General features: G+C 70.2%; 11 protein-coding genes and 1 pseudogene. 8 read left to right on the top strand and 4 right to left on the bottom strand.

Annotation, left to right across the window (positions count from 1 at the left end; all coding sequences use genetic code 11):
* Positions 1-2: 2 nt before the first annotated feature.
* On the top strand, positions 3-1127 hold the full coding sequence (locus ACF1CT_RS35510) for an RES family NAD+ phosphorylase (protein WP_391788148.1): 1125 nt from the start codon (positions 3-5) through the stop codon (positions 1125-1127).
* A gap of 230 nt (positions 1128-1357) precedes the next feature.
* On the opposite strand, the gene ACF1CT_RS35505 is transcribed toward ACF1CT_RS35510, so the two are convergent.
* Positions 1358-2302, bottom strand: coding sequence for a DMT family transporter (locus ACF1CT_RS35505; protein ID WP_391788147.1), 945 nt, complete (start codon positions 2300-2302; stop codon positions 1358-1360).
* Positions 2303-2340: 38 nt separating this feature from the next.
* On the opposite strand from ACF1CT_RS35505, the gene ACF1CT_RS35500 reads away from it, so the two are divergent.
* Positions 2341-2862, top strand: a complete 522-nt coding sequence (locus ACF1CT_RS35500) for a MarR family winged helix-turn-helix transcriptional regulator (RefSeq protein ID WP_391788146.1) — start codon at positions 2341-2343, stop codon at positions 2860-2862.
* Positions 2863-3016: 154 nt separating this feature from the next.
* Here the strand turns inward: ACF1CT_RS35500 and ACF1CT_RS35495 are convergent.
* Both ACF1CT_RS35495 and ACF1CT_RS35490 read right to left on the bottom strand, forming a co-directional pair.
* A pseudogene (locus ACF1CT_RS35495) lies at positions 3017-3296 on the bottom strand (carboxylesterase family protein); the annotation flags it as partial.
* Positions 3293-4231 (bottom strand): MBL fold metallo-hydrolase, encoded by a 939-nt coding sequence (locus ACF1CT_RS35490; RefSeq protein WP_391788145.1) that lies wholly within the window; start codon positions 4229-4231, stop codon positions 3293-3295. The gene ACF1CT_RS35490 and the pseudogene ACF1CT_RS35495, both read right to left, overlap by 4 nt.
* A 449-nt stretch (positions 4232-4680) precedes the next feature.
* Between ACF1CT_RS35490 and ACF1CT_RS35485 the strand changes: the two genes are divergently transcribed.
* Entirely contained in the window at positions 4681-4806 is a 126-nt protein-coding gene (locus ACF1CT_RS35485) for a hypothetical protein (protein WP_391788144.1), read from the top strand.
* 172 nt (positions 4807-4978) lie between these two features.
* Positions 4979-5800: a hypothetical protein gene (locus tag ACF1CT_RS35480; RefSeq protein WP_391788143.1), complete on the top strand. Its 822-nt coding sequence runs from the start codon at positions 4979-4981 to the stop codon at positions 5798-5800.
* Between the two features lie 456 nt (positions 5801-6256).
* Here ACF1CT_RS35480 and ACF1CT_RS35475 read toward each other — a convergent pair whose 3' ends face one another.
* Positions 6257-9265 (bottom strand): S8 family serine peptidase, encoded by a 3009-nt coding sequence (locus ACF1CT_RS35475; RefSeq protein WP_391788142.1) that lies wholly within the window; start codon positions 9263-9265, stop codon positions 6257-6259.
* Positions 9266-9563: 298 nt separating this feature from the next.
* On the opposite strand from ACF1CT_RS35475, the gene ACF1CT_RS35470 reads away from it, so the two are divergent.
* The 4 genes from ACF1CT_RS35470 to ACF1CT_RS35455 all read left to right on the top strand — a co-directional run bounded on the left by ACF1CT_RS35470 (position 9564) and on the right by ACF1CT_RS35455 (position 13181).
* Positions 9564-10526 (top strand): transcriptional regulator, encoded by a 963-nt coding sequence (locus ACF1CT_RS35470; protein WP_391788141.1) that lies wholly within the window; start codon positions 9564-9566, stop codon positions 10524-10526.
* Positions 10527-10981: 455 nt separating this feature from the next.
* A complete protein-coding gene (locus ACF1CT_RS35465) occupies positions 10982-11185 on the top strand; it encodes a hypothetical protein (protein ID WP_391788140.1) in 204 nt (67 codons plus the stop codon).
* Positions 11186-11232: 47 nt separating this feature from the next.
* A complete protein-coding gene (locus ACF1CT_RS35460; protein ID WP_391788139.1) occupies positions 11233-12510 on the top strand; it encodes a sensor histidine kinase in 1278 nt (425 codons plus the stop codon).
* On the top strand, positions 12507-13181 hold the full coding sequence (locus ACF1CT_RS35455) for a response regulator (protein WP_391788138.1): 675 nt from the start codon (positions 12507-12509) through the stop codon (positions 13179-13181). Before ACF1CT_RS35460 ends, ACF1CT_RS35455 begins: the two co-directional genes overlap by 4 nt.
* Positions 13182-13266 lie beyond the last annotated feature (85 nt).

The following is a 13266-nucleotide window of genomic DNA, read 5'->3' as shown; positions in this document are numbered from 1 at the left end:
CGGTGCCCTCGTCCGATGAGGTTCTCCCCTCGCGTTCGGTGTGCCTGAACCATGTCGTCGACGGTCATCTGCGCCGTCATCTCGGGCCGTCGCTCATCCCGGGAAGCTGTTCCTTCTGCGACCGGACGGACCCCGTCGTGACGATGATCGCGGACTTCGACCGCCTCGCCAGGAGCGTCATGGCAGGTGTCCACGAGAAGTACGAGCGGACGGAGGAGCCCGAGCGAGGCGTTCCCACCGATGCTGCTGTCGAGGACGTCTGCCGTGGGGCTCTGGATCCTGAAGTGTCACGCGCGGTGCAAGCGTGGGCGCAGCCCGCCTCCTGGCGGATACGGACGCTCCTGAAGCGCGGGGGGCGGGGCGCGGGCGTCCCCGAGCCGTGGTCCGCCTTCCGGGACCGAGTCACGCATCAGCGACGCTTCACCCTGCTGGCAGGCATCGATCTGCGCGAGCAGTCCCAACTGGCCGTGCTCGATGGGGTGTCGGTCGCGCTGGAGCACGTGGGGCTGGTTCGTACGCTGCCGGCCGGCCACCGGGTGTGGCGCGGTCGGATGCGTACGGACACCACCCCGCCGAACTATGTCGCCGCCACCATCGGGTCCACTCCCCACGAGCGGGCCGCGGCCAACCGGATGAGCCCGGCGGGCGTGTCGATGTTCTACGGTTCCGCGGACGTGGAGACCGCAGTCGCGGAAATCTCGGCACACGATCCACGCCCGTTCGCAGCGGTGGCGGCCTTCGAGCTGGTCCGTCCGATATCGGTGATCGACCTGTCCGTCATCCCGGCTTCCCCGAGTGTCTTCGCCCCGAACGGCAGGGCCCTTCCCCATCAGGTCGAGTTCATCCGGGCCTTTGCCGCGGACTTGAGTCAACCCGTGGTGCTGGACGGGCGAGAACACACCGCCTACGTCCCCACTCAGGTTCTCACCGAGTATTTCCGCTGGCTGTCCCCCCTGCGCGTGGAGGGCATCGTCTTCCGTTCCGCACAGAACGGAGGCCTCAACTACGCGCTGTTCACCGGGCCGGAGGGGTGCGTCGATGCCGGTGCGGACCAGGGCCGGCCGGACGCGGTGCTTCGTCTCCGGCCCCGTACCGAGCTTGTTGTCGCGCGGGCCTCGGGCAGGTGAACCACGTCCGGGCCGAGCGGGACCGGCGGGCCCGCGGGCAGGTCGAGGAGAGCGGCCCCGTCGCGCTCGCGATGCGCGGTGTCGACCGGTCGATGGAGTCCACGCCCGATGCCATCGCCGACCACATCGACGCCCGGCACCCGGCGGGGCCGGATCCGTCCACGTCCTTGGGAGAAGGACAAGCACGCCCGCCGGTACGCCTGGTCGAGCACGGGAACTCGCCTCGTCGGCTACCCGGTCCGGCGCCGCACACGGGTGGTTCGGACGGCAGCCGTACCGCGATGCGCGTCTGCTCCGGCCGAGCGGGAACGGACGCGGGCGACGGCCCTGACGGCGATGGGCTGCCCGAGCACGATCCCGAACAGGACCAGGGCCAGCCCGCATATCTGCTGCGGAGTGAGGGTCTCTTCGGCGATGACGGTCCCGAGCAGCACGCCGGTGACCGGGTTCAGCAGTCCTACCAGGCCGACAGCGGATGCCGGCAGATGACGCAGTCCGGCGAACCAGGCAACGAAGGCGACCGCGGTCGCGACGACGGTGACGTAGGCGAATCCGAGCACCGCGCCCGCATCGAGGGTGGGCGGTGCTCCTTCGCGGACGACGGCCGGCGGCAGCACGACCAGGCCCCCGCCGATGAGCTGCCACGATGTCGAGGCGAGGACGTCGACCTCGGTGCTCCACCGCTTCGCGAGCACGTAGCCGAGGGAGGACGTCACCATCGCCGTGGCCGAGGTGAGGACGCCGAGCACGTTCAGGGTCACGGTGCCGGTGAGAAGCATCAGGCATACGCCCGCGATACCGACGCCGCCGCCCAGCAGTGCGAGGCCGCGGGGGCGTTCCGCGATCACGGCCCAGGCGAGCAGCATCAGGACCAGTGGTGAGGCCGCCATGATGGTGGAGGCGGTACTCGTCGGCAGCAACTGGGCCGCGAGGTAGACCAGGGCGAAGAAGGACCCCATGTTGAGGGTGCCGAGAACGAGCGACTTCCACCACCACGCCCCGCGGGGGATCCGCCGACACAGTGCCAGCAGCAGCACTCCCGCGGGCAGAGCCCTGATCGCCGCGCCGTAGAGCGGGTGGCCGGTGGGCAGGTATTCGTGGGTGACGAAGTAGTTCGTCCCCCAGGCGACCGGGGCGATCGCCGTCACGAGTGTCCATCGCACAGTAGCTTCCACGGAAGGAATATAGCTTCCATGGAAGCTATGATGAAGCCGTGAACGACGACGACTACAAGGATCACGTCGCCCGCATCCAGGCCGAGTGGGCTCGTGAGCGTCCGGATGTGGATGTGAGCCCCCAGGGCGTGATCGGCCGGCTCCATCGCCTCGCCGGTCTTCTGACCGAGCAGTTGTGCCTGGTCTACCGGCGCTACGGACTGAACGAGGGAGAGTTCGACGTCCTGGCGGCGCTCCGGCGGGCCGGTGACCCCTTCGAGCGCGCCCCGGGCGAGCTTGCCACGTTCACCATGGTCACCACGGGCGCGATGACCAAACGCATCGACCGGCTCGAACGCAACGGTCTGGTCACGCGCCGTCGGTCGGCCGAGGACGGCCGGGGACGCGTGGTCGCGCTCACCCCGGCAGGACAGGAGCTGTTCGACCGGGCCTTCGCCGACCACATGAGAAACGAACGCCGCATACTCGACGAGCTCGACCCCGACGAGGCCGCACGTCTCGAAACACTCCTCACCGCCTGGCTGGCACGTGTCGAGCCGCCTCCCGGCGCACCGCGGTGACCCCGACCGGCCCCCGGGCACCGCGGACGCCTGGTCCGACCTGCTCCGACCCGACCGTGCGACCACACACGTCGGTCGGCCCCCGCCGGGCCTCCGAGAGGGCCGTTCGTTCACCGTGAGGGCGGGGGGCGGGCCCGCCGCTCTGGTGGGCCCGCCCGTCGCGGGCGAAGGCGGAGCCGTCGTACAGCGCGGATCGTGTCGACCCCGCGACGAACCCACCGCCGTGCACGAACACCACGACGGGCCGGTCGCCGTCCGCGTCGGCGGGCGTCCAGACGTTGACCGTGAGACGGTCCTCGCCACGACTCCAGCCCGAACCGAAAACAGGGGGATGTGCGTAGGGGATGTCCAGGAAGGCGAAGGCACCCATCCCGGAGCAGGCCCCGGACAACTCCCCGCGTCGTGGTCACGACGGGGTGGGTACGACGGTTCACAGGGGCTCCCCCTCAGGGCCCTGGACCCGCTCGGTGTACGGGGTGAACGGCGCCCAGCCCCTGACCGTGAAGCCGTTGCCCTCGCGCGCCACCTGGGCGGCGCCGTGACCGCCCAGGTGGGCGGGAACGACGAGGGCGTTGTTGTCCGCCGCCCAGCCCAGCACCTTGCGGCGGGTGGCGCGCGCCTGCGCGGGGTCCTCGCAGAAGCAACTGTTGGAGTCCGGCTCGAAGATCTGCACCGGGCTGTGCAGCAGATCGCCGACGAACACCGCGCGGTCCGTCCCGGAGGCGAGGGTCAGTACCGAGGAACCCGGAGTGTGGCCGGGAGCGGCGTCCAGCCGCAGACCCGCGTCGATCCGGTGGCTGTCCTCCCACAGCAGTGTCCGGCCGGCCCGGTGCACCGGGGCCACGCTGTCCTCGAACACGTTCTGGTTGCCGCGGCCGAGCACGGACGTGTGGCCGTTCTCCGGGTTCCAGAAATCGAAGTCGCGCTTCGGCATCAGATAGGTGGCGTTGGGAAAGGTCGGAACCCAGGTACGTCCGTCCAGACACGTGTTCCAGCCGACATGATCGACGTGAAGGTGTGTGTTGATCACGATGTCCACGTCCTCGGGGCGGACCCCGGCCCGGGCGAGGTTGTCGAGGAAATTGGTGTTCAACCGGCTCCACACGGGGGAGTAGGGGCGCTCCTTGTGATTGCCCACGCCGGTGTCGACGAGGATGGTTCTGCCCTCGCTGCGCAGCAGCCAGGTCTGGATCGCCGAGTTGACGACCCGGGTCCCGTCGGCGAGGAAGTCCGGGACCAGCATGGTGCGGTGCCTTTCCCAGGTCTCGGCCGGGCTGTCCGGGAAGAAGGCCTCGGGGGTCATGTCCACGGGCCCGAAGTACTCGCGGACGCGGGTGAGCGTGATGTCGCCCAGGGTGATGGTGTTCACGGTCGTTCTCCCATGCGGTCTCTCGGAGGTCTGCGGTGGGTCTCCGGTGACGCCGTCGGTGGTGGAGGGGGTCGGAACCCCGTCACCGTCGGCGCGGGCGAGGTCGTCGCCGATGCGGAAGCACCCGGAGAACGGGCCGCACCGCCGGGGATCCCGGTCACGGGAGGCCCTCACGAGACGTACCCGGTGAGGGGCCCGTGCCACCGCGGAGGAACTGCTTGGTCCATGCCACCCGCATCGCGGCGGCCGGGCCAGACCGGGCCGCGCCTATCCCCGTCCGGGTCAGGCTGCCGGCCGCCGGGGCCCGCATTCTGCTTCTCATGGGCGGACGGCGGGAACTCGGGAGTTTTCTGCGGACTCGACGGGCTCGGCTGAGTCCCGGGGACGTCGGGCTGCCGGACCACGGAGACCGGCCGCGCAAGGCACGGGCCGTCGTTCAGAACCTCCGCATGACGACGGGCCGGTACGTCGTGCTCGCCGTCACCGAACCCGGCTCCCCGTCACGAGCCGCGCTGCACCTGCTCGCCCGGGCGACCGCCCCGTCGGTCTGTCCGGCTCTCCGCGGCGACCGGTGAACGCTCCGGCTCGTGCGGCCGGAGAAGTCCGCCACCGCCGGAACCCGATCCGGTGCCCCCGGGATCCGTCCGGCACCTGTGCGGCAGGATCCGTTCCTGTCACCCTGGAAGCCGGGGGACAGCGCCTCCATGGCGGCCCTGACGGGCCGGACGGGGCCGAGGGGGACAACTGATGACTGACTTCCTGACGGACCTGCCGACCTTCTGGGCCTTCGCGCTCGTCTGGGTCGGCGCCTTCACGGCACTCATGGCGTACTCGCTGGTCCGCCTGCGCTGCGTGCTCCGGCGTGACCGGCGGGCCATCGGACGCTTCTTCGAAACCGGTGCCGCCAAGCCCGTTCTCGCCATGTACCACCTTGAGGGGGTGCGGGCGGCGACACGGGCAGGGATCCTGCTGCTGTCCCCCACGCACCGCCCCTCCCGTGGATCCTCCCGTGGCCGACGCCGGAAGGCGCGGGACGCACGACCGGAATCGCACCCCCTGCTGGCCGCACTCCAGGCTGCCGTCCACGACGCCGGAGGGAGCGGCTCCGTGGAGGAGGTGATGGCATCACCCCGATTCCCTGCCTTCAGCGCCAAGCTGCGGCAGACGGCGCGGCGCAGCCTCCCCGCGCGTCGGACGCGCGACGTGCCCGGCCGGACGGAAGCCTGGGCGGCGATGTCCGGTCTGTTCGCCGTCCTCGTCTACGGCATCGGCTTCTACATCCGTCAGCCGGACGCGAACGGGGTCTGGTTCGTGATCGCCCTTGCCGTGCATGCGCCGGCGGCGGTCTGGCTCGTGATCGCGGAAGACCGGACGGGGCAGGACCAGTGGCCCGAGTTCGAGGCGCTGTGCGAGCGCTGCGTCGCCCGGGCGCGGGTCCGAGTCCACGAACCGAGGCGGGCCGCCGCCGCGGACCCCGCCCGCACCTCCGGCTGGGCCAGCGACGGCGGCGTCGGCGCGTCCAGCTCGTGCGGCGGTGGCTGCGGTGGCGGCTGCGGCGGCGGGGTATGAGCCGGTCGCGGCGCACCCACGGCGCCGGGCGGGTCGACCGGCGCTTGCGGGACCGCAAACAGCGACGACCGGTGCCCGGCCGGCTCACCGGCCGGCCTGTCCCGGGGCGTCGACCAACGGGTACGGCCCATCGCGGCCTGCACGGTCGTGATGACCGTCAGGCCTGCGCACCGTCAGGACGATCTGCCGGGGCGCTCACCCTCACCGACTGCCACGGCACCGAAGAGCCCGCCCGAACGAATTCGTACATCCGCGTGTCCGGGCGGGCTGGTGACAGGGCGGACCGGGCCGCACGACGAAGCTCCTGGCAGACGGGGTCTCGACCGAGGTCACCCATGTCTGCCAGGAGCTTCGTGTACCGCGCGACCAGGTCCGGCCGATCTGCCGGGCCGAAGCCCGCGGTTCACGACCGGACAGGTGTCAGCACGACATCCGGTGTCAGTGCGGCATCCGGTGTCAGTTGAGGGTCAGGAAGGTGCCCGCACCGTTCGGGTATTCGATCCAGACGGTGGACCGGGCTGCCGCCGGGACACCGGACCAGGTGGCGGTCAGGTCGGTCGGCGTGCCGGGGGTGACACGGGCGCGGTCGGGTGTGACGGTGACCTTGCCGGTGACCGGGCTGTCCCCGGAGATGTGGTTCACCTGGTAGGTGTACGGGGTGACGGTGTCGGCGGTGCTGCCGAGTGCGACCACGGCTACGAAGATCGTCCCGGCGTTCGGCTGCCCCAGGGAGATGGTCGAGGTGTTGTTGCTGTCGGGATCGGCAAACGCGGCCGACTGCAGAACGCCGTCGACCATCACTCCCCAGACGACGCCGACGATGGTGTCTGCCGCCGGATCGAAGTGCACTGAGATCTGAGCGGCCTTGGTGCCGGCCGGGATGTTCGTCTCGTAGTAGGTCTCGGCGGCGGTTCCGGTCAGGGCCGCCCTGGTGAGGGGCGAGGAGACGGGTCCGCGTGCGGTGGCCGTGAGGGTGCTGGTGGCCGGAGTGACGGAGAAGGCGGTCTCGCCGCTGGTGCCGGTGCCCTTGATCTCGGCAGGGGCGTGGACGCTCTGCGGGGTGACGGCGATCGGGCTGCGGACCGTGGTGCGGCCGGAGGTCCACGTGAGGGAACCGGTGTCGAGGACTCCCGAACGTGCGGTGGTCACATCGAACTTGATGGTGAAGGTGCGCTTCTGCCCGGCGCGACTGAAGTGCAGGACGGAAGGCGAGACGGTGGCCTTGACGCCGGGCAGATCGACCTTGGCCCGGTAGGTGCCGGCCGAGGTGGCGGTGACGGTACGGGTGACCGTCTGGGTACCGAAGAGCTCACCGATCGCGATGGAGGGGTAGTTGAGGTCGCTGGGATCGATGGCCTCGGTTCCGGTCCGGGTGTCGATGCCGACGCCTTCGAGGTACCCCAGCCAGTCCTGCTCGCCGGAGTCGTAGACGAGCCCCGGCCGCAGCATCGCGCGGGCCTCGACCTCGCCGGCGCCCTGGGCGAAGAGGTCGCCGTTGTTCTTGCCGTCAGCGGTCTTGGTGGGGGAAGCGGTGGTCATCATGGCCGACTTGATGCTCATCGGGGACCAGGTGGGGTGCTCGGAGAGGTAGAGGGCGGCGAGGCCTGCGATGTGCGGGGTCGCCATGGAGGTGCCGGAGAGGTAGTCGAAGTCGCGGCCCTGGTTACCGGGCGGGGCGACGGCGGCGAGGATGGTGGCGCCGGGCGCGGTGATGTCGGGCTTGAGGAGATCGCCCTTGCCGGCGAGGGAGGGGCCGCGGGAGGAGAAGGCGGCGACCTGCGGGTAGATGGCGCCCTTGCCGCCGCTGGTGAGGGTGGCGGTGGCGCCGTCCGTGGCGGCGTAGTCGCGTACGGCGGTGGCCTCCGGGCCGGTCAGGTGCACGGTCGGTATGGAGTGCAGGTCGCCGTCACTGCTCTCGTTCCGCGTGTTGACCAGGACCATGGCGATGCCGCCGGCCCTCTTGACCTCGGCGGACTTGTCCGCGCGCGCGGTGACGCCCCGGTCGCAGACGACCGTCTTCCCAGCAGTGCGTGCGGGGTCCAGCGTTCCCGCGGTACAGAGGTCGGCGTCGGTGGCATCGGCCTCGGCGGTCTTGACGGCGGCGGCACGGACGAGCGGTGCGGAGCCGACCGTTTCGTGCACGCTGGTGCTGATACCGGTGTAGCTCTTCCCGTTGCCGAGCGTGACCGTGCCGGTGTGCGAGGCGACGGTTCCGGCGGCTACGGTGGTGGTCCAGGGAGCCGTGTTGTCGAGGCTGGCGGACTCGGGGCCGGCGTTGCCCCCGGCCGTGGCGACGAAGACACCCGCCGCGGCGGCGTTGCGGAGCGCCGTCTGGGACGGGTCGTCGTACTCGCTTTCGAGCATGCCGCCGAGGGAGTAGTTGATGACGTCCACGCCGTCGGCGACGGCCTGGTCGATGGCGGCGACGAGGTCGCTGGTCAGGCCGCCGTCCTGCTTGCCGTCCTTGCTCTCCCACAGGGCCTTGTAGACGGCGACGGTGGCGGCGGGGGCGACGCCGGAGACGGTGCCGAGGTCATGGCCGTCGACGGTGGCCCGGACGCCCGCGTTACCGGCGGCGGTCGATGCGGTGTGGGTGCCGTGGCCCTGACTGTCCCGCGGGGATATGTAGCCGGCCCGGTTGGATTCGGGGACCTGCTGGAGCCAGCCGTCGGCGAAGTAGCGGGCGCTGACGATCTTCTGGTTGCAGTCGGCGGCGACGAAGCTCTCGCCGGTCTGGCAGGTGCCGGTGAAGGTGGTCCCGTCGGCCTTGTTCATGACGGTGGTGGTGCCGTCGAGGTAGGGCCGGTGGACGTCGTCCTTGGACGGCTTCTTGCCGTGCTTGCCGCCGGGCTTCCCGCTCGTGAGGGCCGGGGCCTTGAACGAGGCGCTCTCGGGCCAGATACCGGTGTCGATGTCGCCGATGACGATGCCGCGGCCTGCCTCGGCCGTACCGCCGAGGGCGGCCCACAGACCCTTGCGGCCGGAGAGGCCGAGGAAGTCGGAGGAGTTCCTGTCGTCGGTGGCCTGGTGAAGCCGGTCGGGGGCGATGCTGGTGACGCCCTTGGTGCGGGCCAGCTGGACGAGCTGGGCGGCGTTGAGCCGGGCGCTGAAGGTGTTGGTGGTGACGGCGTAGTGCTGGCGGACGGTCGCGCCGACCTTCTTGGCGACATGGCGCTGCTCGGCGACCAGGTGCGTGCGGTAGCGCTTGGCGTTCGAAGTGGTGACGTCGAGCTTCCGGCCCTCGGCGGGGCGGGTGGCGGGGAGGTCGTCGACGCTGCCGTCGTATGTGACGAGGGGTTGGTCGGCCAGCGTGATCAGGTAGTTGCCGGCGGCCAGGGGCTCGGCGGGGTTCGTCGCGACGGCGGGGGCGGCGAGCGGCAGGCCGAGTGCGGCGAGGGTGGTGGTGAGCAGGGCACCGATGGTGCCGCGACGGATTCGGGACGCTCTTCGTGGCTGAGGTGTCACAGGATTCCTCACGGATGTTCGGGCAGGCCGGACAGGCGAGCGGGGTACTCGCCCTGGGTGTGAGTCAGCGACTTGAGTGGCGAGCCGCCATGCACACAAGGTGATCGATAGGCGATTCGAGAGAAGTGAACGCTGTGCGATCACTTGGTGTCCAGATAACCTGATGGCGTGTTTGGCGCGGTGACCAAAAGCGCCACCTGCGGGGGGACGATCGGCCGGTGACCTGCACTGTTCGCACCTGCCCCGGGCGACCTGACACGTGTGGGAGCGGAGGCTGGTTGTGCTGGAGGCAGTGGGCATGAGCGCGTTCGACGAGGGCGTGTACCGGGCGGTACTGACGGGACCTCAGAGCGCGGTACGTGATCTCGCGGAGAGCGTGGGCGCCGGCGCGGCCCGTACGGGGCAGGCGTTGAAACGCCTCGCCGCTCTGGGACTGGTGCGACGGGTGGGGCGGGGCCGGTGGGAGGCGGTGAGTCCGCGCTCGGCCCTGTCCGCGTTGCTGCACCGCCGCCGGTCGGAGGCGGAGACGCTGTTCGCGGGGGTGGAGACGGAGTTCGCCGATCTGCAGCGCCTGCACCGGGCCGGGCAGTTGCGGTCGGATCCCGGCGCCTTGGTGGAGGTGCTGACCGGCCATGAGGTGATGGCGCGAAAGGTCGAGGAGCTGAGCCGGGCAGTCACCACGCACTTGTGGACGCTGGACAAGCCGCCATATCTGGAGCCGGTGGGGGAGCCGCACCACAACGAGCGGGAAACGGCGACGACTACGGAGTGGCTGGAACGTGGTGTGGACATCAGGGGCGTGTACTGCCTGGAGTCGATCGAACCGCCGGGGCGGCTGGAGTCCATTCTGAACCTGGCCGCCCTCGGGGAGAAGTCCCGGTTGCTGCCGCACCTTCCGTTCAAGGCCCGGATCGTGGACCGGCGGGTAGCGGTGGTGCCGTTGACCGGGGGGAGCAAGGACTCCATCGTGGTGGTTCATCCGTCTGGACTGCTGGACGGGTTGATGGAGTTGTTCGAGGCGTACTGGGAGCGGGCCGAGCCGTTGCTCTCCGACGGTCTGGGGGCGGTGGAGGGACCCAGCGAAGAGGAGCTGATGCTGGTCCGCCTGCTGCACGCCGGATTCAAGGACCAGGCCATCGCCCGGCAGCTGGGGGTCAGCGTGCGCACGGCGACGCGTCGGGTGGCGGCGTTGATGCGGAGGCTGGACGCGGGGACTCGGTTTCAGGCCGGAGTGAAGGCGCGGGAGCGCGGCTGGGTGTGACGGCCAGTGTGATGCGCCGTGACGTGCGAGGTCGGTCAAGTGCCTGTTCCCGGGGGCGTGCCCGGCGGGTTGATCTCGGCGACGCGGTCGGCGAGGGGCTTGAGGATCTCCTCGGCGGCCTTGGCCCACCCACAGGGCTCCTGCACCACGCCGCTCGAAGGAGCCCGTTCCGGAGGTGAGCGACGTCCCTCAAACGATCGGGCAGACGTGCCTCAACGCCTATTTTCGACGCCGTCATACCTGAGAGCCAGACGGGAAGACGGCTCCGCAGTGTGAGGCCGACCAGCAGGTTCGCTCCGTAACCTCGTATCCGGATGAACGTCTGGAGGGTGAGCAGCGTGAGCGTCCGACGGCTCCGGCACCGTCGTGTACGGCAGTCCGGGCGCCGCCGCGGATACGTTGGCCCGGTGGGGCGCCACGGCACGGGCCCGGGCGGCCGGGGAGAGCGGGACTGGATGACGCATGTGCCCCACGCCGGCCTCGGCGTCCTTGGCACGACGAACGGGTTCGGTGCCGATCCCACCTCCCGTGGCTTCGGGGTCCGGGTGCTCGCCACCGGCGACGCGGGCCACAGCGACTGCCTCGCACCGCACTCGGTGTCCCTGAAGAGTCCGGCCCGTATCGCTTGTGGGGCCGCCCAGGAGGCGACTGATGCCTGACCTGCTGACGCGCGCCGCCCCCGGCAAGTACGGCAGGGAGCCGACCCATGGACAAACTGGACGATACTGATCGCATGGACAGGGCCGAGAAGGGGACCGTGCGCGGGGCGCTGAGCATCGTACGGAAGGATCTGTTCACCCCGGCCCCGCAGCCGATGCCGCCCATGGGCGGGCCGAGGCTGCTGCGGTGGCTGCCGCATCTCGCGGTCGCCGCGGTGGCGGTGTTCGCGGCGAACTGGGGCACCGAGGACATCTCGATGAGGCCCGTCGGGATGGTCCACGCGGCGTTGCTCGTGCTGGGGCTGCGCCGGCCGGTGCCGGCCTGGTGGCTGTCGATGGCGATGCTGCCGGTGTTCTCGCTCCATTCGCCCTTCGGGCCGTACGTGGGATGGGCATGGGCCGTGCACGCCGGGCTCCTGTTCCTGATCGCGCTGCGCAACCGGCCGCGGGTGATAGGCGAGACCGTGCTGCTGAGCACCGCGCTGCTGCTCGGGCTGCAGTTGTCGGGCGACGGGATCGGACCCTGGCGCTTCATCGTGATCGTGCTGGTGATGTTCGCTCTTGTCGAGGCCATCGCGATCGGGGTACGCAGGACCGGGGAGGTCCGTACCCGGCTGGCGGAGCAGGAGTCGGCCCTTGCACAGGAGAGGGCGCACCGCACCGTTCTGGAGGAACGCGCCCGCATCGCTCGCGAGTTGCATGATGTGGTCGCCCACCATATGTCCGTTATTTCCATTCAGGCCGATGCCGCCCCGTACCGGGTCGCGGACCCGCCCGAGGAACTGGTCACGGCGCTGGCCGACATCCGCGCGGGAGCCCTCGAAGGACTGACCGAGCTGCGCAGCCTTCTCGGAGTGCTGCGCTCCGGGGACCATCCCGGCGGCAACACTCCCGAGGCCCCGCAGCCCACTCTGGAGCGGCTCGACGACCTGCTTGCCGGTGTGCGTACGGCCGGGCTCGACGTGACCGTGCTGATCTCCGGCACCCGCCGCCCGCTGCCCGAAGTCGTGGAACTGTCGGCTTACCGGATTGTGCAGGAGGCGCTCAGCAACACACTGCGCCACGCCCCCGGTGCCACCGCCCGCGTCGAACTCACTTACGCTCATGCAGCTCTTCACCTGCGGGTTCTCAACGGCCCCGGACGACAGGTCGCCCAGTCCTCACCAGGAGCCGGACACGGTGTCCTGGGCATGCGCGAACGCGCCGCGATGCTCGGCGGAGAGTTCTCCGCAGGTACAACACCCGACGGGGGCTATGCAGTCACCGCTCTTCTGCCGGTGCCTGCCGCCCCGGCTGCCCGGACAGACAAGGAACGAACCGCATGACGATCCGAGTGATGATCGCCGACGACCAGACGATGGTCCGCGAAGCCTTCTCGGTACTTCTCAACGCTCAGCCCGGCATCGAAGTGATCACGACCGCCGTGGATGGCCTGGAAGCCGTCTCCAAAGCCGAAGAGCTCCGCCCCGACGTGATCGTCATGGACATCCGGATGCCCGGACTGAACGGCATCGAAGCCACCCGCGAGATCACCCGGCAGACCGACCTGCCCACCAAGATCCTGGTCCTGACCACCTTCAACCTCGACGAGTACGTGTACGAAGCGCTGCGTGCCGGCGCCAGTGGCTTCCTTCTCAAGGACGCCTCCGGAGTGCAACTGGCCGAAGCCGTACGTATCGTGGCCGCCGGTGAAGCCCTGCTGTCCCCCGGGATCACGAAGCGGCTCATCACCGAGTTCTCCCGGCTGAGCACCTCGGCGAAACCGCCCACCCAGGTACGGATCGACGAACTCACCAACCGCGAGACCGAGGTGCTGACCCTCGTCGCCCAAGGACTGTCCAACGCGGAGATCGCCGGCGAGCTCGTCGTCGCGGAACAGACCATCAAGACCCACATGGGCAAAATCCTGCAGAAGCTCCAGCTGCGGGACCGCACCCAGGCAGCCGTCTTCGCCTACGAGACGGGCCTGGTCGCCCCCGGCCGCACCAACCTGTGACCCGTGAAGCACGGTGACCCGCGGCCCTTCACGCCGCGGCGTTCCCATCCTGCGGACCCCCTACCCGGGAGCCAGGCCAAGGAAT

The sequence above is a fragment of the Streptomyces sp. NPDC014734 genome (assembly GCF_043083325.1).
Classification (GTDB): Bacteria; Actinomycetota; Actinomycetes; order Streptomycetales; family Streptomycetaceae; genus Streptomyces.
Note: the sequence above shows the minus strand (reverse complement) of the source record. Positions and strands in the feature narration are given on the sequence as shown.